Below are 23,566 nucleotides of genomic sequence, written 5' to 3'. Positions count from 1 at the left end.
CTAAACTTGCTGATCGTGCGCAGATCAGTGAGCTGCTGAGCCGTTATTGCAGTTTTGTCGATGACAAATGCTTCAATATTGCGGCAGTGGAAGCGATATTCACACCGGACGGTCGCTACGTACGTCCCAACGGTGCTGCCGTCGTCGGCCCGGAGGCCATTGCCTCTGAAGACAAAATCTTTAGCCGCTTCCGTGCAACGCACCATGTCACTTCCGACCATATAATCGACCTTAAAGGAGACACCGCACGACTTAGGGCCAATATGATTGCGATGCACCTATGGTCCGAAGAGGAAAGTGATCCGAGATCACTGCAAACGCATTTTGTTGCCGGAGGTGTTTTCGAAGCTGTAGCAGTGCGTACTAACAACGGATGGCGGTTTAGAGAATTGAAATCGCGCATTACGTGGCGAACGGGCGCAGGTCTGTCTGCAGTGGCTAGGATTGGGAGTCCAAGCAACTAATTAGCCAATTTTACCCAACGATTGTCTGCCCGGAGTTTGCCTTCAAAGGGGAGTACAAATTCTTCGAGGTACAGTTGTTTTTCCAATTCACGGAACATTTTCTTCCTCCAGGTGCATGGTTTTTACATTCAATTGCTGTATTCTCCTTGCACCTTAATTCGACAAATGTGCTGTAAAATCCTTGATTTTTCAGGGTTTGTTATTCATTCAGCAAGTCCTAATTACAAAGCAGGAGCTACTGACTATAAATGCTGTCAGTCGTAAGACAGGGATACCAGTATTGGGACAAGGTTGGCCTTATATCGGCAAAGCGCTGTGCCGGGAATAATTACCGAATGTTTGCCGCTGAACATATCAGGCAAGCTTTAATAATATATGTATTAAAGCTTGCCTTTTACGCCAATGGTCAAAAACATTATATTGAAAATATAAAACAGGATCTAAGGGATTTGACTATAATGACAAAAGCAAAATCAAGGAAATGGCAAAGGGCATTGAACAATATCTAGATCAGGCAAATAGAGACCAAATCAAAGGGATATCCGCACTTTATCGATTATGTGTTCAGGTAGAAGCCAATAGCTTTGATACTCAGATATAGCAAGCAAATAAGACTCGCTCAATGCTTCAATATAATCAATAAAGTCTATCTCTTTCACTCATTTTAAGGAGTTATTGCCATTTTAAGCTTAGCTTTCGAACTCCCAACCAAATTTAGGTGGAATACGCCTAAGGTTAAGCTAAATATCTACAAAGAAACTTCAGATAAGGATTATACTCGTATTATTCAATTGGTAAATTGTGCTGTTTTAAGAAAGATAGCTTGTCCCAGTAGCCTCTCTGAAATAATATCTTATTATTCACTATCTGAAAAAAGCCGCAACCTCTCAAACCTAATGGGTCACGCCACTCCAAAATTGCCCATTGTCCATCTTCAAAAATATTTTCAACAATACAAACCATTTTTGCTTGAGAAAACTCTTGTTCAAACATTTTCTTTATAGCCTCTTTACCGATAACTGGCTCATTAGCAACCTGATGGTTTATTGCATTATCATCATATAAATTTGCAATTGTTTCTGTATCTGCATTATTAAACGCATCAACCCATTGACAAAGTATTTCTTTTGGCTTCATATAGATTATCTCCTGTTATGTAATAATCTTTACTTCACATTAAAATAACTTCAATCTCACTGTTCATTTTCTATCTAAATGTTGACTATTGGAAGCAACATATCCCTGCGTTTTCCACGGCTATCCAAATGCGCCCCTCTTTGTCAATGGCGATACCATGCGGTTCGGTGTCGGGAATTGGTATTTCATACTCTTGTATAGTCGCCAATGGTAAAGCAAGCTATTTTATTCGCTCCCCATAGGCTGATCCAATATCTACCGTCATCAGCGCGCATGCCTTCTTGGTTTCCTGCTCACTGCCCGGCCCCTGGCGCAGAGCATCTTTATAAAAATCAATCGTTAAATCTAAATAAATCCATTTTGTTTATACCCTCCTCCTAAAATGTTACATCTCAGGTTTAAATTTTGGCTTCCCTGCCTCAATCAGCACTTTATTGCCTAACATAAAAAGGCTTTCAGCAAACATCAGCAAGCCGGTTCCTATAAATAACCATTCTATTTTAATGAAATCAGCTAGAGGTCCATATACAAGCATCCCTAGTGGCATAATAGAACTTGAAATCATGCTTAAAACGCCAAATACTCTACCTAAAAAATCTCCTTCTACCTTCTCCTGTAGTAAAACTGTAAATGGTGTATTAAAAAAAGGCATCGCAGCACCAATCAATCCCATGAAAAAAAGGTAAAACCCAAATATAGGAATACTGCCAAGTGCAAAGGTACAGGCTCCAATAACAAGGATTGAAAGGACCATTGAATGGACTCTGTTTTTAAAACCACTCCAGGTCGCTACGATCATGCCTCCCGCCATCATACCGACAGAATACGCTACGGACATTGCAGTTAGGCGCCAAACATCCTCCCCGAAGCTGCGCGTGATAAGCAAGGGCGCTAGAAATGCCGCAGGCGCAATTAATATAAAGTAGATTGCTATAAACGAAAAAATTATCTTAACAAATCCATGATTCTTGATATAATTGATACCTTCATGCATATCTCCAAAATAGGTAATTCTTTGTTTCTCAAGGGCTTTAGCATGAACAGACACACGTAAAAACAGAATTAATATCGAAACCGCCACAGCAGCCGTAATAACATCTAAAAAGAATATTGTTTCGATGGAAGACATAGTTAGCAGTATACCGCTAAGCATCGGAGATATAAGCGCAACCAGTGATTGTATGCTGCTATTTGTTCCGTTCACCTTGGTAAGTTTATCTTTTGGCACAAGTTGCGGAAGAATAGCTCCTATGGCTGGCGTTTGAACCCCAGAACCGAGTGCACGTATGACAGATGCCACAAAGAGCAGCCATACTGCGTCGTAACCTATAAAAAACAGTATAGCTAAAATAAACGTTGCTATCGCTATCATAGAATCAGATAAAATAATAAGTATCTTTCTATTATATCGGTCTGCCCATACCCCCGCAAAAGGAGACAGAAAAAATGTCGGCAGGAAGCCACAAATAATTGATATAGTCATCATTATCCCGGATTGTGTTTTTAATGTAATATACCAAGTAATAGCACACTGAACCAGCATCGAACCAAAGAAAGATATGTTCTGGCTGGCTAAAAAAAGTATTATGTTCTTTTTCCAATTTTTATCTATATTTGTCATTTTTATTCCAATCTAAATCAATTACTTTTATTGTATAAATAGGGTTTCCCTATCTTAGTTAAATAAAATACATAGCTGTGATACATCCTAAAACGATTATACGTACACCTCTTATAAATCAATTTATAGCGAAAACAACTAGCAATTATATAAATAATCTTTAGTAGTTAACTTTTTCTAAAATGTCGTATTCTAAGAACATCACAACATTGCCTAGTGTTTTTGAGTATCATCTTCAAAAATCCCAATGTCATCTACAAAAAAACTGGAAAATCGGGTTAAAAAATACACTTTTTCAGCCCGATTTTCGCTCATTCGCTCATTTTTTACTCCCAAACCACTACATATAGTGGTTGACCTTCCTTATTTGCCCTTCAAACCACTTTTCGTCATCAGAACTATACTCTCCACGTGATGGGTTTGGGGAAACATGTCCACCGGCTGTACCTTCCTCACCGCATAACCCCATTCCGCCAGCCTTCGCAAATCCCTGGCCAGGGTGCCGGGGTCGCAGGATACGTATACCACCCGGGGAACGCCGGTTTCCGCTATGGTCTCCAGCACCCGGATATGACAGCCCCGGCGGGGCGGGTCCAGCACCAGCACATCCGGCCTCCGTTCCCGGCGAACCAGCCGGGGCAGCAGTTTTTCCACCGCTCCCTGGTGAAACTCCACATTGGCTAAGCCGTTTAACGCGGCATTGGCCAGGGCATCGGCAACCGCCCGGGCGACGATTTCCAGACCCAGCACTTTGCCGGCCTTGCGGGCAAAGAAGAGGGCTATGGTTCCCACGCCGGAGTATGCGTCCACAACAGTCTCGCCGCCTGACAGACCGGCGAATTCCAGAGCCTTATTATAAAGCGTAACTGTTTGAACGGAGTTCACCTGATAAAAGGATTCGGCGGACAGGCTGAACCGCAGGCCTTCCATAATGTCCTCTATGGTCTCACTGCCCTTTAGAAGCAGAGTCCCGCCCCCCGGCACCCGGTTGCCCGGCTCCGGATTCACGTGACGCAGCACCGATTTTACACCGGGGAAGGCCTTTGCCAGTTCCGCGGCGAAATCTTTCTCAGCGGGCCAGTCTCCCGGGCCGGTGGCCAGCACGGCCATCATTTCCCCTGTGCCGGAGGCCTTTCTCAACAGCACATGGCGTACCATTCCCCGTCCCGTAAGCCGGTTATATGCCCTTACGCCGTATCTGTTTAACATTTCTTCAATTAAACCGGCCAGGGCGTTTAAATCCCGGTCCACCAGCAGGCAGCGGCAGTGAAGAGGCAGCGGGCTGTCACCGGTCCCGGCGGTCTCCGCCAGCCGGTGACTGCCCTCTTCGTAAAAGCCCAGCACCAGCCTGCCATCCCGGTCTTCCGCCTGAAAATGCACTTTGTTGCGGTAATGCCAGGGGTCGGCCATGCCGATAACGGGCTCAACCGATATATCCCCAAACCCGCCGATGCGGGAAAGGCTCTGCCGGACCAGTTCCCTTTTGGCCGAAAGCTGCTCCGGGTAATCAATATGCTGTAACCTGCAGCCGCCGCATTTTCCGAATGTCCGGCACCGGGGAGCCGTGCGGAAACCGGCGGGCTCTATTATCTCCAGCATTTCGGCCCGGGCATAATTCTTCCTGGTCTCGGTCACCCTGGCCCGCACCTTCTCGCCGGGGGCGGCGAAGGGGACAAATACGGCCATGTCCCGGCAGCGGCCCACTCCCTCCCCGGAGTGGTTGTAATTGTCTATGTAAAGCTCTATCTCCCGGCCCCCGGTCAGCATTGCCCGTTTCTCCGGCAGCTGGCGGAACCGCCGGCCATATTTCCGGCAAGGTTAATCAAAACTAAAACCAACCTTCCTGGCTGATTTTTTTACTCTCTCCAGGCGGCCCAGTATATATTCCTCCCGGGACAGATTCCCGTTCCAGAATACCCCCAGGTAAACGTGGTCCTCCTTCTTCAAAAGCCTGTTGGCTTCCTCCAGGGAGTCCGCCTTCACCAGCTGCAGCTGCCTGCTTTCACCGCCGCTAAAGCATTTGACAGTTTCATTGGACTTGTCGCCACAGGAGCAATCACCCATTTTAAGCACCTCCAGGAAATTTCGCAATAAAGGATAGGGGACACACCTTCCGGCACCGCAAAGGCCCCTTGCTCATGGCAATTCCCGTGAAGGAATGTTCCCCAAATAATGTTACCAGAATTTATGGACCTATGAAACATATTGTGCCTTATTTTTATAAATATAGAATAAATATAAAGGGATTGCTTTATTAAAACGCAAATATTTTAATTTATGCATGGTGAACTATTTGAATGGAGGTTTTGAACCATAAGGGAAGTTAAACCTTTTTACCTGCCCGGCGGGGATACCGGGGTTTTATTATTACACGGCTTTACCGGCACCCCGGCGGAAATGCTGCCACTGGGAGAGTACCTGGCAGGCCGGGGCTTCACGGTCAGCGGGGCAAGGCTGCCCGGGCACGGCACCAGCCCCTCGCACCTGAGGGGCATTACTTACAGGCACTGGATTGATTCGGCCCGGAGCGCACTTCTGGATTTACAGAAAAATTGCGCCCGGGTTTACGTGGCGGGGTTTTCCATGGGGGGCACCATCGCTCTCCACCTGGCGGCAAATCATGATTTTATGGGGCTGATAGTCATTTGCGCCCCGGTTAAAATATACATAAACTTCTATTTAATGCGCCTGTTAAACCTACTCCGGAATTTTAAACAGGAAGTACAGCAAAACATAAAAGACCCGGCGGCGAGAAAAAATCACATCGCTTACGACAGCGCGCCACCGTCCGCCGGCCTGCAGCTGTACCGGCTGCTCCGGGCGGTGGGCCCGGAGATACCCGGAATATCAATGCCGGTTCTTATATTTCAATCAACCGGCGATGGAATCGTGGCGCCGGAAAATGCAAATTTTTTGTATAACCGGCTGGCCAAAGCCGCCGCCAGGGACCTGGTGTGGCTTAAAAATTCAGGTCATATGGCGACCCTGGACTACGACAGGGAAATGCTTTTTGATTTAATTAACCAATTTGTAAGCCGTGACAACAACCATATTTTCAAAAAATAAAGCCCATATCCCGGAACAGCTGCAGATCCTGCTCCAGGTCCTCACCGCCGGTGGTAAGGTAGTCCCCAATCATCACACCGTCGGCGCCTGCCCAAAAAGCCAGGGGCTGCAGCCTCCTCAGCCCTGTTTTCCTGCCGCCGCACAGACGGATTACAGCCTCCGGCAGTATCAGGCGGAATACCGCCAGGGTATGCAGCAGGGTTAAAGGAGCCGGCGCCGGGATGTCCTGGAGGGGCGTTCCCGGGATGGGGTTAAGAAAGTTCACAGGCACAGAATCCACTCCCAGTCTGCGTATTTCCAGGGCCATATCCACCCGCTGGGCAAAGGTTTCGCCCAGGCCGATTATTCCCCCGGCGCAAACCCTTAAATCCGCTTTTCGGGCGGCGTTAATGGTATCCACCCGGTCCTGGTAGGTATGCGTGGTGCATATTCGGGAGTAAAAATCCGGCGATGTTTCCAGGTTGTGATGGTACATGGACAGCCCGGCATCCTTTAACATCCGGGCTTTATTCCCGTCAATCAGCCCCAGGGAGGCGCAGAGCTCCAGCCCCGTTTCCCTCTTCAAAAGCTCCAGGGCATTTAAAACCGCGTCCAGATCCCTTTCCGAGATGCCCCTCCCGCTGGTAACCAGGGAAAACCGTTTAGCCCCGGCCCTCTCCATGGACACCGCCTGTTTTAATACTTCCTCTTTAGCGGCCACGGGATAAATTTTAGCGCCGGTGTGGTAGCGGCCGGACTGGGCGCAAAATTTGCAGTCCTCACTGCATTTTCCCGACCGGGCATTCATTATTGAGCACAGCTCCAGGCGGAAGCCCCGGTAATGCCTGGCAACCTTGTTGCTTACCGAAAGCAGCTCCGGAATGCTCCCACTATCTATTTCCGTCAGCCCCATAGCCTCATCCCTGCTTAAATTCTCACCGTTCATTATTTTTTGGCCGATATGCCGTATCAAATGTTAACACCACCCATCCAAGTTGATAACAATAAATATAACCTCCGCATCTAATTCCGTCAACACAAAACATGAGTAAGGTTAACAATCAACCTTTTGATAACTGCCGCTTTTCATAATCCTGGCCGGCTGACGTATATGAGTGAGTCCCGGGTTCGGAAGGGGTTATTCTCATTCCGAACCTGCGCCGGGGACATTCCTCCTGCCCTAAGGATATATACGTCGGGGACATCCTTCTGCCCTAAAGATATATGCGTTGGGGACATTCCTTCTGCCCTAAAGATATGCTCCAAATGAAGGTGTGTACCCTGACCTTTAAAGGGAGGTGTGTCCCCCGACCTTTAAATGAAGGCGTGTCCCCTTTCCCTAACAGCCTTTAAGAACCCGGCCCTCAAATACGTGGTCTTAAAGGCTGTCAGCGGGATAAAAAGAAGCCTCCGGGCCGGCAGTCCGCCGTCACACTTGCAGCCGACAAAACATACTATATTGTGACCGTTAAATGTTCGGGCATTTATCAAATTGTTCTATTATCAACTGCCCTTAAAGGAGGGGAAAGCTGTGAGTGACATTACCGGTGCGGAAAAAAGATCTTTGTCTTTCCCGAAAGGCGCTTACAGAGAGATAATCACAAAAGCTGTCTGCGGGACGGCCAAAAAATATTTCCGCTACAGCCAGCATTTTGTTCCCACGGAAGGGTTAAATCCCAACGCCGTGCTTGGAACATCCATCACCCAGATGCGCCTTAAGGAGCCTGAAGTAACCGAAGTGGGAGGGAGTGACAAAGTCGGGGTCAGGGTCAACGGCATCTTCGAGGTGCATATCTGGTATGCCTATAATAACGGCAAGTCCACTGAACTTATCCGCCAGGCTATCAATTTTGAGGAAATAATCCCCATGACCGAATACGACATGCAAAGCTCCAATCTTATAGAAGCCAGGGCCATTGTAATAAGGCCGCCCCAGTGCCTGGACGCCGCCACCACGGATGATGGGCGGATCAAGGTGGACTTTGAAGTGGGCATATATGCCGAGGTTATTGGAGAGACAAAGGTAAAGGTGAAGATAGCCCACCATGGGGAAGAATAATAGATGATATCCGGAGTCCCAAGCGGACTCCATTTATTTTCATTCATTTTCCACGGCTCTGAAATACATATTAAAGTTTAATCAAACCAACAATATAATCATTGGGGCCGTAAATGAACGGACGAATCATGCTGTGCGGATCATGAGCGGCCCCGTGAATACCCTTCTCCCTTATGGGAGAAGGGTTTGCATTTCACATCCAGCGGGGAGGTTTGCAGGTGCCGGTAACAGGAAACAGAAAAAAGAAATGCAAGTCTGAGGCGGAAATTCTACGGGACAGGCTGAAATTAGAAATAGCCGGGGAACTGGGGCTGTTGGAAAAAATAGAAACAGACGGCTGGGGGGCCTTAAACGCCATCGAGGCCGGGAAAATAGGCGGAATACTGGCGGGACGGTTAAAAGAAACAGGACGGGAAACAGACCCGTCCCGCCATAAATGATTTAAAATTATGTATAAACGCGTTATAAAAATATCGACACCAGCAGATAGGTTATCGCGGACAGCACCGCGGTCACCGGTAAAGTAATCAGCCAGGCAGTCACAATCCTCTGGGCGGTCCCCCACTTCACCCCGGAAAACCTCCTGGCGGACCCGACCCCCATAATAGCCGAGGATATGACGTGGGTGGTGCTGACAGGCATTTTTAAAAGGGTGGCCATGAGTATCACAAAGGCCGAAGTAAGATCCGAAGCAAACCCGCTGGTCGGCTCCAGCTTAATAATTCTGGTTCCCACCGTCTTAATAATCTTCCAGCCGCCCGCGGAGGTCCCCAGGGCCATGGCGATGGCGCAGGAAAACTTGACCCACAGGGGAATATCCATGGTATCCTGAAAGCCCCCGGCAATGAGGGCAAAGGTTATGATACCCATGGACTTCTGGGCGTCATTGGTGCCGTGGCTGAAAGACTGCCAGGCGGCGGTGAATATCTGCAGAATCCTGAAGCGCCGGTTCATCTTCACCGGATGGGCCCGGTAAAAGATTATTTTAATCAGGCTCATCACTATGTAACCGATAACAAAAGCCACCAGCGGCGAAAAAATCAATCCCTCCAGTATTTTTAAAAAGCCTCCGAAGTTGACCGCGGAGAAGCCGGCGGCTGTTATAACGGCGCCGGTCAAAGCACCGATAAGCGCGTGGGACGAACTGCTGGGTATACCGTAATACCAGGTTATCAGGTTCCAGACAATGGCGGCTGTCAGGGCGGCTATTACAACATACAGGCCGTTTTCCAGATGAAAGGGGTCGGCGATGCTTCCTCCTATGGTTTTGGCAACCCCGGTAAAAGTTAAAGCTCCCAGCAGGTTCATGCTCGAAGCCAGTACAATGGCAACCCTGGGCTTCAAAGCCTTGGTGGATACCGAAGTTGCTATGGCGTTGGCCGTGTCGTGAAAACCGTTGATAAAGTCAAAGGAAAGCGCGATTAAAACCACAACAGCCGTTAGTACCAAAGTTGAATCAAACATTTTATAACCTCGTTATGAGTTTCTCATGATAAGGCCTTCCAGAATATCGGCCACGTCTTCACAAAAGTCGGAAAACGATTCCATCATGGTGTACAGCTCTTTTTTCTTAATAATTTCGATGGCATCGGCACTGTTGTTGAACAGGGTTGTTAAAGCGTCCGTGAGCAAATCATCAGCGGCGTTTTCCAGGTCGTTTATTTTGTGGGTATACTGTTTCATCTCGCTCAATTTTTTCTGGGACAGCAGCTCCAGCGCGGAACACAGGTTTTCCACACAAAGCTCTATATTCTTGGTGAACAGCCGCATATAGTCATCCTGCTCCGTAATGCCGTACAGCACTATGCGGGAAGAACAGAATTCCAGGCAATCCAGCACGTCGTCCAGCTGCAGCGTTAAGCCCAGTATATCCTCCCTCTCCAGGGGGGTTATGAAGGTTTTGTTCAATTCCTTCATAATCTCGTGGGTATACTGGTCTCCCATATTCTCGACCATTTTGATCTGCAGCATGTAATTCTCGGCATTATCCAGGTCGGTCATCATCTGGATGTAAACATCAGTGGCCATTTTGATGTTTTTGCTCACCAGGAGGAAGTACTCGTAAAAAATATTCTGTTTTCTTTTAAAAATCTTCATTACATTCAACATAGTATCTCCCTTTACCCAACTCCCCGAAAAAATGTTTTTTGGGTGTATACAATAGCCAAAAAAACGGACAGGATGCTAATTCAAACGGTGCTCATCTATCACAGCCTTTCCCTCATCACTCAGCACGAAATCAATGTAATCTCTGGTGGCGCCGTTTATTTTTTTGTCAGTAATATATACCAGGGGCCTGCTGAATATTATAGATTTATTCTTTCCATCATCCACCGGCAGCGGCCTGACCTCGCCGGACAGATACCGGGAGGAAATATAGCCGATGGCGCACCTGTCCCTGGCCACCGTGGTTTTGACCGCGCCGGTGGAGGTCATTACCAGGGCATTTCGCGCTATTTTTAAACCGCGGCCCATAACTGCTTCCCGGAACACGTTGTACGTTCCGGAACCCTGTTCCCTGGTTATAACCGTTATGGGCAGGTCGGGACCGCCCATTTCCTTCCAGTTTTTCTTGCTGCCGCTGAATATGCCCTTTAAATCCTCCAGGGTCAAATGACTAACCGGCAAATTGGGGTTAACGATAATCACTATTTCGTCGGTGGTTAGCCGGAAATAATTAAATCTGTCCTTCTCCTGCCGGTTAAGAGGACGGGACAGTGAACCGATCTCCGCGATTCCACCGGCCACGCCCTTTAAACCCAGGGACGAATCTCCGCCCTGAACATATATTCTCACCCCGGGGTGGCTTTCTTCGTATTTTCTGGCCAGCTTTTCGGAAAGGGGCAGCATTGAGGTGGAACCCACAATCCTCAGGGTTTCTACGGGTTTTTCACCATCCCCGGGCGCCGCGCAACCGCCGGCCAACAATAGAGTCAGAGCAAAGATGCCCGCCAAAAGCCTGCGCAACCTAAAAACCTCCGCAATTACACGTCATGGCAAACGTTAAGAAATTCTTTAGAGCGGGTAAAAGTCCTGTTAAGTAACTGTTCATTTCATGTTAAGTTAATGTAAACTTCGGCTTAACCTGTTAATGAGCGTTGGGAACATTATAGGCAGGGCACATTATTCGTTGGGGACATTATTCGTTGGGGACATTCCTCTGAAAGAGGTGTGTCCCCTAACCTTATTTAAGAGGTGTGTCCCCTGACCTTATTAAAAGGTGGGTCCCCCGGCCAGAACAAAAATCGCCCTTTGGGCGACTCCGAAAAGCTATTCACAGATTTACCGGGAGCATAATTTCCTGAATAATAAAAATACCCCCTATGATAGTGTCCATATTCTACCATAGGGGGTATTTTAATTCACTGTCCGTTTTCCGGGGTTCAGTTCATTTGTGGGGGGTTGGGCATTCTTTATCCCGCTCCGGGGTTGGGCGGGGGAATACCCCCTTCCGAACCCCGGGCTCACTTATATTACAGTTCTTTAATCACTCCGGCACAGCGGGGGCACAGGGCCGGATGCTCCGCGCCCCGGCCCACACCCTGATTATACATCCAGCAGCGCTCGCATTTTTCACCGGCGGCTTTTTTCACCGTTACACCAAAATCTTTTATGTCCTCTGAAACGGCAGCCCCTTCGGGAACACCGGCTGAATAAAGCTTTACCCCGGAAACGATAAATATTACAGACAGGTCTTTTTCCATGGAGAGCAGTAAATCATAAACCTCTCCCCGGGAGTAAAGCTCAACCTCAGCCTCCAGGGAGTTGCCTATTTTTTTCTCCTGCCTTGCCGTCTCCAGAGCCCTGGTGACCACGGCCCTCAGTTCCAGCAGGCGGTTCCATTTCTGCTCCAGTTCCGCGTCCAGGTATTCGTCGTCAACCGCCGGCATGTCGGTGAGCTGAACACTGATCGGGTCATCCGGCGTTTTGGGGATGTAGCGCCATATCTCCTCGGTGGTAAAGGCCAGCACCGGGGTAAGAAGCCGCACCAGGGCCTGCAGCACATGATACAGAACCGTCTGGGCCGACCGCCGTTCGGTGGAAGCCGGAACGAAGGTATACAGGCGATCCTTTATCATATCCAGGTACAGGGCGCTCATATCAACAGTGCAGAAATTATGGATTGCGTGATATACGGTGTGGTACTCGTAATCCCTGTAAGCGGACAGCACCTTCTCGATCAGCCTCTGCAGCCTCAAGAGCGCCCAGCGGTCCATTTCCTGCATATCCGCATAGGCCACCCGGTCCTTTACCGGGTCGAAATCATATATATTGCCCAGCAGGAAGCGGCCGGTGTTCCTTATCTTCCGGTAGGCCTCGGATGTCTGCTTCAATATGCTGTTGGACACCGCCAGGTCTCCCCGGTAATCGGCGGAACTCACCCACAGCCTCAATATATCCGCGCCCATTTGCTTAATCACCTTGAGGGGATCCACCACGTTGCCCAGGGATTTGCTCATCTTCCTTCCCTGTTCATCCACCAGGAAGCCATGGGTAAGCACGGCCCGGTACGGGGCCTTTCCGGTAACCGCCACGGAGGTGGAAAGCGAGCTGTTAAACCATCCCCGGTGCTGGTCGCTGCCCTCCAGGTACAGATCCGCCGGCCAAGCCAGGTCGGGCCAGACCTCCGCGGCTCTTAACACCCCCATGTGGCTGGAGCCGCTGTCGAACCACACATCCATAATATCCGTTTCCTTGATAAAGCTTCCGGAGCCGCAATCCGGGCACTTCAGCCCCGGCGGCACCAGGTCGGCGGCCTCCCGGGCAAACCACACGTCGGAGCCGTGCTCCCGGAACAATCCCTGCAGGTGAGAGATGGTCTCCTTATTAATTACCGGCTTGCCGCAATCCCCGCAATAGAATATGGGTATGGGAACCCCCCAGGTACGTTGGCGGGAAACGCACCAGTCGCCCCGGTTGGCGACCATGTTGTGAATGCGCTCCTCACCCCAGGCGGGTATCCACTTGACTTCCTTGATGGCATCCAGGGCCGCCTGGCGGAAGCCTTCCACCGAGGCGAACCACTGCTCGGTGGCCCTGAAAAACACCGGCTTTTTACAGCGCCAGCAATGGGGGTACTGGTGTCTTATGGTTCCCTCCCTCAGCAAATGGCCGTCATTGTGCAGAGTCTCCATGATGCCTTTGTTGGCATCGTTGTAATGCAGTCCGGCAAACCCGCCGGCCTCGTCAGTAAACTTACCCCTGGCATCCACCGGGGAAAGAATCGGCAAATCGTAGTTTTTACTCACCAGGAAGTCTTCATGGCCGTGGCCCGGGGCCGTATGCACGCAGCCGGTGCCGGCTTCCAGGGTTACATGGTCCCCCAGTATCACCAGCGAATCCCTTTCCACAAAGGGGTGCCGGCAAACCACCCTTTCAAGATCCTTTCCTTTATACTCCCCCACCACCCGGACATCGTCCAGACCGGCCGCTTCAATAAAGGAGGCGGACAGTTCCCTGGCCACCAGGTATTTGCTTTCCCCGGCTTGCAGCAGCACATAGTCGAAATCGGGATGCAGGCACACCGCCATGTTGGCAATCAGGGTCCAGGGAGTGGTGGTCCAGATTACCGCGTAGGTGTTTTCCTCCGGCAGGACCCCCTTGCCGTCCTTCACCGGGAAGCGCACGTAGATGGAGGGGGACTGCTTGTCGTGATACTCCACTTCCGCCTCGGCCAGCGCGGTTTCACAGGAGGAGCACCAGTATACCGGCTTCAGCCCCTTGTAAATATAGCCCTTTTCGGCCATTTCCCCGAATACTCCAATCTGGGCAGCCTCGAAGTGAGGCATCAGGGTCATGTAGGGTTTATCCCACTGCCCCCGCACTCCCAGGCGTTTGAATTCGTCTCTCTGGATATTCACAAAACTAATGGCGTATTCCTTGCACCTTTGGCGAAACTCCACGGTGCTCACGCCCTGCCTGTTAATTCCCAGGTTTTTGATGGCCTGCTGCTCTATGGGCAGCCCGTGGGTATCCCAGCCCGGCACATAAGGTGAATCGTAACCTGCCATGGAGTGGTACTTTACCACCATGTCCTTTAACACCTTGTTCAACACGTGTCCCAGGTGGATATGGCCGTTGGCGTAAGGGGGACCGTCATGCAGAATAAATTTTGGCCTGCCCGCATTTTTTTGCTGCACCTTGCCGTAAATGTCGTTTTCGTCCCAAAACTTTAAAAATTCCGGCTCCCGTTCGGGCAAATTGCCCCTCATGGGAAAATCGGTTTTAGGCAGATTTAGCGTTTTGCCGTAATCCATGAATACTGACCCTCCTGAATAATATTAAGCTAAGGGGACACAATCCGGAGAAGCGATGTCCACTATGCTGAAAATATAAAAACCCCGTCCCCGTAAGGGACGGGATTATACCCGCGGTACCACCCTGATAAACGGATACTGTTTTAAATCACGGGCAAATAGACCGTTAATTTTCCGTTCGCTCATTGTGCCTTTAACGGTGGCCCCGTCCCGGCCTACAGGCGTCAATATTACGCTTTCGGCGGGCGCCTCCCGGGTGATTTTCAACAAACCGGCCTGCCCGGTTTCCACCACCCCGGACTCTCTGTGAAAAGCCGTATAAGCCTACTCTTCCCGTTCACAGGTTTTACGTATAACACACTAATTATATATAAAAGGCCATTAGGCGTCAACTTGACTGTTTTAACCGGGCTCCGGCAGTCAATAAACAATCCCCTTCTCCTTAGAGTAAAGCCAATTTCCAATGTATGCTTTAGCTTTCCCCAATTCTTTTTGGAGAAATAAGTATTTTCCGGCACAATGACCGGTTCCGGACTCTTTTGAGCCCCTCCCGGGAGTAGTATCATTCACGATGTAAAAACCAATTTCTTCCTCTTTCATTGATTTGCTCTTTATAACCCAATAACATTCTTACCAACTACTCACCCACTGCCGGGTACCTGTATTGATGTGAATTTGTAATGCCGGTAAGCCTTATTTGTAAAATACCATGTTTATGAAGCATCTTTCTTAGCTCTTCCAAGGCACTAATATCAAACAATGCTTCCCCGTCTTCCTCAAGCACAGTATACCTTTAATAAATAAAGTTTTTTTAGCGTTAGGTATTGACAAAAACTTATAATAAAAATATAACTACACAAAGAATAATTTTGGGGGTTGTTTTCCCCGCTACCGTTTTAGCAGGGCTGTCAATCCATTTAAAGATGACCTTGCCCTGCTGCCGTTTTAGCTGGGGTTGGGTTATTTTATTTTCACCATTCGTCGGTTATTGGGCGACACCCTCCTTATTTTTCAATACCCCAGTCCTTTAACGATCTCATGATCAAGAATTCTTTTACGCTCTTTCCAATCCGGCATATGTACCGTAAGAAATTCATAAAAATCCTTATTATGTTTGGGATAAAGAAAATGTGCAAGCTCATGTAAAACAACATAATCAATACAGGGCGGCGAGGCTTTATACAAATAATAATTCAGATTGATTTTGCCGTGTTTTCTGGAGCAGCTGCCCCAAAGAGTTTTCATTTTCCTGACTTGAAGCGCCGGTTTAGCAATACCATGTTTGGCAATAACGGGATATAAACGTTCTATAACCTGCAAAAAATAAGACCTGCTCTGTTTTTGCCACCAGTGCTCGAACTGCTTCTGCAGGGCTTGTTTATCTCCAGTTGTGGGAGACTGTATAAAAACATGGTCTTCCTTTTGTTCTATTTTGCAGATTTTCCCTTCATTAACAATGATCCTGTTTTGTCTCCCCAAAATACGGGTTGATATTCCGCTGTGTATTATTGTTTCAAATTCATTGGCCTGGGCATCTTTGAAGTAATTCAAAGACTTTTCTATCCATTTGGCCTTGCCGCCGAGGTAATCATTTATCCATTCATCCGATACTCCAAGCGGCGCGGATAGTTTAACAACGCCGTCCGGAAAAACTTTAAGCCGAATTTTTTTTACATTTTTGCGCTCAATAATTATTTCAATATCGCTAAAAGTCCCTGTCAAGAATGAATTTATTTGTTTCACGGCCTAATACCTACTAATTGCTGTTTTTTTGAGTCCTTCCAGCATAAGGTCAATTTTGTCAACGGGCAGCTTGATGGCATATTCCTCAGTAAAATCCCAAATAAGATCGTCAAGGGCTTGCTCCATGTCCCTGTGCACGGCAACATTATGACGCCAATCCACCTTTGCGCGGCTGGAAATGGCCTTTTTTACCTCAATAGCCAATTGCCCCATGACTTCATCCATTTCCGGCGGCACATCATTTATGACCTCGCCAATGACACCTTGAATAGTTCCGTAAAAAGCTTTGGCATCACTGTCATTGTCTATACAGGCAGGGTAGTGATGGCCGGTATAGCCTCTTTTAAAATCATCCGCCATTTTCTCCATTTTAAAGAGATAAGCGTCATCATTTCTTGCTGCCTTGTATTCTTCCAGGGTTTCTTTAACCTGCTGGGAAAACCTCTTATACAGCAATGGATCATCATAACGGCAGGTTTCCAGCTCTCTATCCATGCGGGTACGAATGGCATCCCCCTTGGCGGCTTTGCCATCCAATTTTTCAAGCTGCTCCTTCATCCCTTCGGTATCGTGAATAGAAACAGGTTCAACAATAATTTGTCCCGGTTCGGAAAGAACAAAGTTGTTCAGCAGGCTTCGAATGCCGTCTTCATATTTGCTAAAATCCACTTTCTCATTGTAACGGAGCAAAAGTGCCCCGCGAAGTTTTTGGAAATGAAGCAAATCCTGCTTATATTTCTGAATCTGGTCATATCCAATGGCACTATACAACGCGTAGCTTCCCATAGCCAAATCCAGTAAACGTGAAAATATTGAAAGTCTTTCATAAAAAATTTTTCTCAGCTCCTTTTCTGCCAATACGCTTTGCCAGCCCTCGGAACTGTTTCGATCAAAATCTTTTCCTTCAAATATATACCATAGTTCCTGATGAGCCTTTTCCAGTTTTAACTTTTGCTCACCGGCGCCTTGAACGGTATTTTCTATATCGGCCTGATCATATCCATCCATGCCGGATTTTTCATCCGAATACATATCCATGGCGGTATTAAGCTTGCTAAAAATGCCCCAGTAATCCACGATGAGTCCGAAGTCTTTACCCGGGTAAACCCGGTTGACCCGGGCGATGGCCTGCAGCAGCGAATGTTCCCTCATGGGTTTATCCACATACAATACAGCGGCAACCGGCGCATCAAAGCCGGTCAAAAGCATATCCTTGACAATTAGGATATCCACCTCATCGCCGCCAATGAAGCTATTTTTGGCCCAGTCGGCATATTCCTCGTAGTTGTTGCCAAAGAGAGGCTCCACCTCTTCTTTGAAAAAAGCCTTTATTTTCTCTTTGTTTTGGCTGTTCAGCTCATCATCTTCTTTTACACTTTCGGGTGATATCACCACCGCTGTTTTTACGCCGCCCAGTATTCTTATGGATTTATGCAGATCAATCGCTGTGGGGCGGGAGGAGGCTGCGATCATGGCTTTAAACCCTTTCGGTCTGGCATAACGCATAAAGTGCTCATGAACGTCAAAAGCCACCATGTCTATACGCTGACGGGTCTGAGCCAGGGGCAAAAACCGGCTCCATTTGCGCTTCATATCTTCCTGCCGCTCCGGGTTCAGAGGCGCGATAATGTATTTGAGATAATCGTCAATCTTCTCGCTGGTCACATCCTGCGGAATAATCCTGCCCTCATAGACCAGGGGAACAATGACACCATCCTCCACGGCCCTAATGATAGGGTAAGTGTCGATAAGCGGCCCAAACTGCGCATAGGTATTGAACTTGTGTTTCTTCAGCAGCGGCGTGCCGGTAAAACCTATTCTTGTGGCATTGGGCAGCACATCAACCATAAAGTCGTGAAGTTCGCCCGAGTGGGTGCGATGGCTTTCGTCCACCAGCAAAAAAATATTGTCGTCTTTAATCTTTACCCTTTTTTTAGCCGCCGCATCAAATTTATGTACCAGGGTGGTAATTATAGTTTCACCTTTGTCATTTAACAAGCCTATCAGGCCCTTGCCGGTCTTTGCCCGGGCGGGATTAAGCTGTGTTTTGGCGAAATTATCCCGCAGCTGTTTATCCAGATTGATCCGGTCGTTGACCAGCACAAAGCGGGGCTCTCTGATATCCGGATCTGCTATTATTTTTTTAACCAGCATCACCATGGTGAGAGATTTTCCGCTGCCTTGGGTATGCCAGATCACCCCGCTTCTGGTGCTCTTGTCATCTTCCCCCTTAATGCGTTTCATCGCTGCCTGAATACCGAAAAACTGCTGGTAGCGGGCAATTTTCTTCACATTGCTGTCGTACAGAATGAAATAACGAATAAGTTCCAGCAACCTATCCCCGGAGAGCATGGAAACCACAGCCCTGTCCTGCTCGGTGACTTTTCCGTCCGGGCTGGCATTATTGCATTTTTCCTGCTGCCATTTATAGTCTTTTTCCCGCCATATGCTAAAGTGTTCGAAAGGCGTACCGCAAGTGCCGTATTTTACGGCGTTTGGGTTCACGGCCATAATGATCTGGGCATATTTAAACAACTGGGGAATATAGCCGGGCTGCCAGTTGCGTATATTTTGGGCAACTCCTTTTTCCACATCAATACTGGATTTTTTGCACTCGATCACCACCAGGGGAATACCATTGACCAGCAGCACTATATCCGGCCGCGCGTACCTGCCGTTCGTCCGTTCTACCGAAAACTCGTCTGTGACCTGCCATATATTGTTCTCCGGATGCTCCCAGTCGATAAACTTTAAATCAAAGGACTGGCGGCCGCCGTCAAACAACTCCTCTTCATAGCTGTTGCCGGATAGAAGCATGTCATAGATTGTCTTGCTCGCCGGCATCAGCCCGGAAACAAGCGACACGTCAATATCGTTAATAGCCTTGCCGATGGAACGGTCGGAAAAAGGTGTTTGCTTGCCCCTGTACACAAAGGACTGGCGGTGCAAAAACTCGCGCAAAACCTCGGGGAATAAAACATTGGAAAGCCTCCCCCGCAAGGCTTCCGCCCGGGAACGGGGTATGTATTGGTAGCCTAATTTTTCTAAAACTTTTATTGCTCTTTCCTGGCTCTCGGGACGTTCGTTGAATATGGTATGGTTGGGCATTAATTCACCTTCCCCGTGTTGACTCTCACAATTCCTGTCAGCAGCAGCTGCATCAGGGCTTTTTTCTGTTTTTTAAGCTCCTCAAGCTGCTTTTCGTGCAGGTCTATTGCACGATCTGTTATTGCTAAGGTTTTAGCAATAATGGTTTGCTCTGAAAGAGGCGGAAGAAGAATGACTAGATTTAAAACATAATCCCAATCCGCCCGAGGCATCTTCGAACCGCTTGAAACACAGCATTTTTCAATAAATTGGGATGATTGAACAATATAATATAAATATTGGGGTAGCAAATTCTTATTATTTGGTCTTAAAACCCATATCTCACTTGAGCAAACTCCCTCATGTGTTGCATAATAAAATTTTTTTAAATAGGGCCTTAGTTTACCAAACAAAACATCACCATTTTTAAAATAATTTTTATTACTTTTTTGCATTGAAGATATTGTAGAACCTAAGAGTCTCCCAGTTTCTGATTCAATATGCTCTAATTCAATACATTTAAATACTCGCTTTTCAATAATTGGATTGATCTTTTTCGATGACAAGGAAATGACTTGTCCAACTTCGAATTTTTGCCAATCACTTTTGAAGCCAGAAAGGCGTTTTTTGCCTGTAAGTAGGTTCTGCATCAGCCACTTTTTCTGCCGTTTTTTTTCGATAATTAGCTGTTCTTTTAAACGAATGGCCTTGTCACTGGTAGCAAGGATTGAGGCAATATGTTGTTGTTCTATTATCGAAGGAACACGAATTCTTTGTCTTAACCAATCATCCGTTTTAAATCGTAATTTTTCAACATGAACGCCATCACTGTTAATATAAAAATATCTTCTCATAAACGGCAATTGAACATAGTAATCAAAGAATAATGATAACAATCTGTTATTAAAGTTCATAACATCATATTCGTTGGATACAGTTGCCCCTTCATAGTTCTTGGGGACGACAGCGCATGCTCCGTGCACTATTTGCCTTTTAGAAATAATAAAATCTCCTTCACGTATTTCGAACTGGTTTTTTACTAAGATTTTTTTCCCAGTCAATTTACCTCGACTTTCAATTCCTCCAAAATTTCGTTTAATTGTAATGAGGCAATATTCCTGGTCATCAATCATATTAACTGGCCTTTCAACAACTTCCAACAGTTGGTTTAACTTGTATTCCCTCCAATTTTCCGGAAATGGATAATCTTTGTAATCATAACTTATTTTATCCATACTCATGGACACCACCTGTTAATGTCTCATTACGCAATAAAATGTTTTATCCTTATATAATTACCTGGGGTTCCTTAAACCCCTTTTTCTTCCATTGAGCCTTTCAATTTTTTCGGCACTTTCTTTTCAAGCTGCCCGATACTTTCATCTGGAGCGGGCAGGTCTTCGGGCATGGTTCCGCCCAGCTTTTGGATTGTATCCCGAACGGTTTTGCCCACGACAAAATGGGTTTGGTTGGCCCTTTCCTTCCCTTTTATATTTTCCCTTCTTATTTTTTCATCAGTTTGGGTTGCCCGGAAAAGATTGGCCGCAAGCTCCGTGCTGCCCATATGGTCAAGTATCTTTTGACTTTTCTTTAGACATTTTCTTTTATGTATCTCTTTAACGCCCAGCCCGCCGTAAAGTCCCTGGTATCTTCAATTTCCCGCTGGGCACCCTTGGCCAGATTTATCATTTTCGTGACGTCACGAAAATGATCCTCCACGTTGATATTACTGTTTTCGCAGGCTTCCTTCGCTTTTTCCAGGACTTTATAGAAATTTTCCCAGCGGGCATATTCAAGAACAGGAGCTAACTCCCTCGCCAGCCAGCATTCCGCCCCATATTCATTAATGTGCCTGATCTCCTCAAAGGTTTTATCGCTATATTTTTGAATATTGCTCACAGCCCCAACTCCTTAAGGTACTTGGCCATCTGTTCTTCCACTTCGGCAAGTTCCTTTTGTATATTGGCAATATTGTTTTTTACCTCCTCAATATCCACCAGTGCCTCTTCCTCAAAAGTATCGACATACCGGGGGATATTCAGGTTGTATTCGTTGGCTTTTATCTCGTCGGCGGTTGCCAAATGGGCAAATTTTTCAATATCCGTGCGGCTCTCATAAGCTTTTACAATATCGTCGATGTGTTTTGTTTCCAGCCTGTTCTGATTTTTATCTTTCCTGTAGCGGAGGCTGCCGTTTTCATCCTTGCCGGACGCATCGATGAAAAGCACATCATCGCGATTGCGGTTTTTCTTAAACACCAATATGCAGGCCGGAATGCCGGTGCCGTAAAACAGGTTTGCAGGAAGACCAATTACCGCGTCCAGCAAATTCTTTTCAATTACAGCCTGCCTTATCCTCCCCTCGGACGCGCCCCTGAATAAAACGCCATGGGGAGCAACGGCGGCAATTCTGCCACCGCTTTTAAGACTGGCTATCATATGCAGCAAAAATGCCCAGTCGCCTTTACTGGCCGGAGGCACTCCCCAGTCAAAACGGTGAAATTTATCAAGGGCTGCTTCCATTTTGAATTCTTTGCCTTTGCCGGTCATTTCGCCGCTGGTATTAAAACCTGCCGCCCATTTGTCCTGCGAAAAAGGCATATTGGCCACGATGACATCAAACTGCATAAGATTGCCGTCGGAGTCCAGGTGCATGGGATTGGCAAGGGAATCGCCCCAGGCAATCCTGGCGTCCATTATTTCATGGAGAAACATGTTCATTTTGGCCATGGACCAGGAAGACCCGTTCATTTCCTGCCCATACAGGGCAAGAGTCTTAACGTTGCCGTTTTCCTTTTCAATAGCCTTTCTTCCGGTTCTGATGAGCAGGGATCCGGAGCCGCAGGTTGGGTCATACATGGTATCACTTATTCTGGGATTGACAATGCGTGCCATAAGTTCGGAAACCTCGGACGGGGTAAAGAAGGATCCGGCTTTTTTGCCTGCCTGTCTGGCAAACTCGCCGATCATATATTCGTAGGCGTCGCCTATGGTATCAGCCGCCACTTTGCCTTCCTCAGGCTGGATGGAAGAAGGGCGTAAATCAAGGGGCTCAAAATCCTCAAGCATTTCCCTTAAGCGGGTATTTTTTTGCCTATGATTGCCCAGCATGGCTTCGCTGTTAAAGTCAATATTTCTAAACACCCCTGTAAATAATGAAGGGTTATCATCTTCTATCCCCCGCAAAGCTATATTGATAAGTTCCCCCAGGTTATCGTTATATCTGTTTTGATGAAGCCAGGAGAAACTGTTTTTTTCCTTGATAACAAATGGGAGTCTGTTTATGGCTCTTTGCACCCTCACCGGATCATTATATTTTTCCTTTAAAATTTCGACCTTTTCTAAATAAGTATCGCTCAAATATTTCACAAAAAGCATGGGCAGGATATAATCCTTGTAATTGGCTGCATCTATGGCTCCCCTGAAAGTATTCGCCCCTCTCCAGAGAGCCGCCTCGATGTCTTTTCTCGTAGTAGCCATCATTTTTCCTCCTCGGCGCTTGCGGTGATACTATTTATTACTGCTGCCATAAGCCTCTGATCTTCTTCAATCATATTCTCAAGCAGTTTTTTCCGTTTTTTATACAGCAGCCACATCTGACCGATTGCTTTTTGTTTATCGTAGTCTACGGAGGGAATATCCAATGCCGCCAAAGCTTTGGCGGATATGGATTTTATCGCCGCAACTGAACCTACGATATTGCTGTTTATCCAGGTCATGCCCTGATTTTCCAGCAGGCAGGCTATGTAGGCCGGATAATAGTCTTTGAGCACACGAATAACAAAGAGATTACTTGAAAAAACAGTGTTTGACATGTCCTCAATTATTAATGTTGCGATGTCCGGATTCAACCGTTTTAATAAAATATCGTTCTTTCGAACGAAATAGCTGTCATCAACAGAGGTATGTCTTTTTATTTCTGAAATACATTGTATATCATTGAAAATTCCCAAATGATTGGGCTGAATAAAATTATACGTTATCTCACCGGTGGTGTTCGCTTTCCCCGGCTGCCTGACATCGGGCACACCATTTAATATATCAGCAATTTTCTTGAGTTTTACTTTTTTTATTGTCGTAATTTTCACTCCCTTCAGGGATATTAGGGGAAAACGCATTAAACCGGTCTAAATCACTTGAAACCAAAGCCACTC

General features: G+C 47.2%; 21 protein-coding genes and 1 other annotated feature. Of the genes, 4 read left to right on the top strand and 17 right to left on the bottom strand.

What is annotated here, in order from left to right; translation table 11 throughout:
• Positions 1-464: nuclear transport factor 2 family protein (locus DCCM_RS07230; protein ID WP_104371750.1), on the top strand; the 464-nt coding region annotated here is incomplete at its 5' end.
• Positions 465-1,247: 783 nt separating this feature from the next.
• Here the strand turns inward: DCCM_RS07230 and DCCM_RS07220 are convergent.
• From DCCM_RS07220 to DCCM_RS07205, 4 genes are all read right to left on the bottom strand, one after another.
• Positions 1,248-1,601, bottom strand: a complete 354-nt coding sequence (locus DCCM_RS07220; RefSeq protein WP_104371748.1) for a nuclear transport factor 2 family protein — start codon at positions 1,599-1,601, stop codon at positions 1,248-1,250.
• A gap of 385 nt (positions 1,602-1,986) precedes the next feature.
• Positions 1,987-3,222, bottom strand: coding sequence for an MFS transporter (locus tag DCCM_RS07215; protein ID WP_104371747.1), 1,236 nt, complete (start codon positions 3,220-3,222; stop codon positions 1,987-1,989).
• 363 nt (positions 3,223-3,585) lie between these two features.
• Entirely contained in the window at positions 3,586-4,989 is a 1,404-nt protein-coding gene (rlmD, locus tag DCCM_RS07210) for a 23S rRNA (uracil(1939)-C(5))-methyltransferase RlmD (RefSeq protein ID WP_104371746.1), read from the bottom strand.
• 51 nt (positions 4,990-5,040) lie between these two features.
• Positions 5,041-5,286 (bottom strand): hypothetical protein, encoded by a 246-nt coding sequence (locus tag DCCM_RS07205; RefSeq protein WP_104371745.1) that lies wholly within the window; start codon positions 5,284-5,286, stop codon positions 5,041-5,043.
• 249 nt (positions 5,287-5,535) lie between these two features.
• On the opposite strand from DCCM_RS07205, the gene DCCM_RS07200 reads away from it, so the two are divergent.
• Positions 5,536-6,288, top strand: coding sequence for an alpha/beta hydrolase (locus tag DCCM_RS07200; protein WP_307718803.1), 753 nt, complete (start codon positions 5,536-5,538; stop codon positions 6,286-6,288).
• Here DCCM_RS07200 and bioB read toward each other — a convergent pair.
• On the bottom strand, positions 6,278-7,240 hold the full coding sequence (bioB, locus tag DCCM_RS07195) for a biotin synthase BioB (protein ID WP_231702690.1): 963 nt from the start codon (positions 7,238-7,240) through the stop codon (positions 6,278-6,280). The two genes, DCCM_RS07200 and bioB, sit on opposite strands and share 11 nt — an antisense overlap.
• A 558-nt stretch (positions 7,241-7,798) precedes the next feature.
• Here bioB and cotE point away from each other — a divergent pair.
• Both cotE and DCCM_RS07185 read left to right on the top strand, forming a co-directional pair.
• Positions 7,799-8,326 carry an outer spore coat protein CotE gene (cotE, locus tag DCCM_RS07190; protein ID WP_165792049.1) on the top strand — a complete coding sequence of 176 codons (528 nt, stop codon included), beginning with the start codon at positions 7,799-7,801 and terminating at the stop codon, positions 8,324-8,326.
• Positions 8,327-8,544: 218 nt separating this feature from the next.
• Positions 8,545-8,766 (top strand): alpha/beta-type small acid-soluble spore protein, encoded by a 222-nt coding sequence (locus DCCM_RS07185; protein WP_231702689.1) that lies wholly within the window; start codon positions 8,545-8,547, stop codon positions 8,764-8,766.
• A gap of 22 nt (positions 8,767-8,788) precedes the next feature.
• Here the strand turns inward: DCCM_RS07185 and DCCM_RS07180 are convergent, their stop codons facing one another.
• The 12 genes from DCCM_RS07180 to DCCM_RS07125 all read right to left on the bottom strand — a co-directional run bounded on the left by DCCM_RS07180 (position 8,789) and on the right by DCCM_RS07125 (position 23,500).
• Positions 8,789-9,790: an inorganic phosphate transporter gene (locus tag DCCM_RS07180; RefSeq protein ID WP_104371741.1), complete on the bottom strand. Its 1,002-nt coding sequence runs from the start codon at positions 9,788-9,790 to the stop codon at positions 8,789-8,791.
• 12 nt (positions 9,791-9,802) lie between these two features.
• Positions 9,803-10,435 (bottom strand): DUF47 domain-containing protein, encoded by a 633-nt coding sequence (locus DCCM_RS07175; RefSeq protein ID WP_104371740.1) that lies wholly within the window; start codon positions 10,433-10,435, stop codon positions 9,803-9,805.
• 75 nt (positions 10,436-10,510) lie between these two features.
• Positions 10,511-11,293: a phosphate ABC transporter substrate-binding protein gene (locus DCCM_RS07170; RefSeq protein ID WP_104371739.1), complete on the bottom strand. Its 783-nt coding sequence runs from the start codon at positions 11,291-11,293 to the stop codon at positions 10,511-10,513.
• Positions 11,294-11,799: 506 nt separating this feature from the next.
• Positions 11,800-14,583 (bottom strand): isoleucine--tRNA ligase, encoded by a 2,784-nt coding sequence (gene ileS, locus DCCM_RS07165; protein WP_104371738.1) that lies wholly within the window; start codon positions 14,581-14,583, stop codon positions 11,800-11,802.
• A 92-nt stretch (positions 14,584-14,675) separates the two neighbouring features.
• Positions 14,676-14,933, bottom strand: a binding site (T-box leader).
• A gap of 70 nt (positions 14,934-15,003) precedes the next feature.
• The gene (locus tag DCCM_RS07155) at positions 15,004-15,183 is read right to left on the bottom strand and encodes a hypothetical protein (RefSeq protein WP_104371736.1); all 180 of its coding nucleotides are present in this window, start codon (positions 15,181-15,183) and stop codon (positions 15,004-15,006) included.
• 411 nt (positions 15,184-15,594) lie between these two features.
• Positions 15,595-16,326 carry a M48 family metallopeptidase gene (locus DCCM_RS07150; protein ID WP_104371735.1) on the bottom strand — a complete coding sequence of 244 codons (732 nt, stop codon included), beginning with the start codon at positions 16,324-16,326 and terminating at the stop codon, positions 15,595-15,597.
• A 3-nt stretch (positions 16,327-16,329) separates the two neighbouring features.
• Complete coding sequence (locus tag DCCM_RS07145) at positions 16,330-19,434, bottom strand: type I restriction endonuclease subunit R (protein WP_104371734.1); 3,105 nt, start codon at positions 19,432-19,434, stop codon at positions 16,330-16,332.
• Entirely contained in the window at positions 19,434-20,654 is a 1,221-nt protein-coding gene (locus tag DCCM_RS07140) for a restriction endonuclease subunit S (RefSeq protein ID WP_104371733.1), read from the bottom strand. Before DCCM_RS07140 ends, DCCM_RS07145 begins: the two co-directional genes overlap by 1 nt.
• Positions 20,655-20,722: 68 nt before the next feature.
• On the bottom strand, positions 20,723-21,025 hold the full coding sequence (locus tag DCCM_RS19830) for a hypothetical protein (RefSeq protein ID WP_507762470.1): 303 nt from the start codon (positions 21,023-21,025) through the stop codon (positions 20,723-20,725).
• The gene (locus DCCM_RS19825; protein WP_444979465.1) at positions 21,004-21,312 is read right to left on the bottom strand and encodes a BRO family protein; all 309 of its coding nucleotides are present in this window, start codon (positions 21,310-21,312) and stop codon (positions 21,004-21,006) included. The genes DCCM_RS19830 and DCCM_RS19825 overlap by 22 nt, the downstream gene beginning before the upstream one ends.
• A complete protein-coding gene (locus DCCM_RS07130) occupies positions 21,309-22,895 on the bottom strand; it encodes a type I restriction-modification system subunit M (RefSeq protein ID WP_231702688.1) in 1,587 nt (528 codons plus the stop codon). The genes DCCM_RS19825 and DCCM_RS07130 overlap by 4 nt, the downstream gene beginning before the upstream one ends.
• A complete protein-coding gene (locus tag DCCM_RS07125) occupies positions 22,892-23,500 on the bottom strand; it encodes a restriction endonuclease subunit S domain-containing protein (RefSeq protein WP_128739108.1) in 609 nt (202 codons plus the stop codon). The genes DCCM_RS07130 and DCCM_RS07125 overlap by 4 nt, the downstream gene beginning before the upstream one ends.
• Between the last annotated feature and the right edge of the window lie 66 nt (positions 23,501-23,566).

Origin of the sequence: Desulfocucumis palustris, assembly GCF_002933875.1 — a bacterium.
GTDB lineage: Bacteria > Bacillota > Desulfotomaculia > Desulfotomaculales > Desulfocucumaceae > Desulfocucumis > Desulfocucumis palustris.
This window is presented reverse-complemented; position numbering and strand designations above follow the sequence as displayed.

Bases quoted from the DNA above. Each gene is read 5' to 3' on its own strand.
- DCCM_RS07220 (WP_104371748.1), bottom strand. From the start codon at position 1,601: ATGAAGCCAAAAGAAATACTTTGTCAATGGGTTGATGCGTTTAATAAT.
- DCCM_RS07215 (WP_104371747.1), bottom strand. From the start codon at position 3,222: ATGACAAATATAGATAAAAATTGGAAAAAGAACATAATACTTTTTTTA.
- rlmD (WP_104371746.1), bottom strand. From the start codon at position 4,989: ATGCTGACCGGGGGCCGGGAGATAGAGCTTTACATAGACAATTACAAC.
- DCCM_RS07205 (WP_104371745.1), bottom strand. From the start codon at position 5,286: ATGGGTGATTGCTCCTGTGGCGACAAGTCCAATGAAACTGTCAAATGC.
- DCCM_RS07180 (WP_104371741.1), bottom strand. From the start codon at position 9,790: ATGTTTGATTCAACTTTGGTACTAACGGCTGTTGTGGTTTTAATCGCG.
- DCCM_RS07175 (WP_104371740.1), bottom strand. From the start codon at position 10,435: ATGTTGAATGTAATGAAGATTTTTAAAAGAAAACAGAATATTTTTTAC.
- ileS (WP_104371738.1), bottom strand. From the start codon at position 14,583: ATGGATTACGGCAAAACGCTAAATCTGCCTAAAACCGATTTTCCCATG.
- DCCM_RS07155 (WP_104371736.1), bottom strand. From the start codon at position 15,183: ATGAAAGAGGAAGAAATTGGTTTTTACATCGTGAATGATACTACTCCC.
- DCCM_RS07145 (WP_104371734.1), bottom strand. From the start codon at position 19,434: ATGCCCAACCATACCATATTCAACGAACGTCCCGAGAGCCAGGAAAGA.
- DCCM_RS07140 (WP_104371733.1), bottom strand. From the start codon at position 20,654: ATGAGTATGGATAAAATAAGTTATGATTACAAAGATTATCCATTTCCG.
- DCCM_RS07130 (WP_231702688.1), bottom strand. From the start codon at position 22,895: ATGATGGCTACTACGAGAAAAGACATCGAGGCGGCTCTCTGGAGAGGG.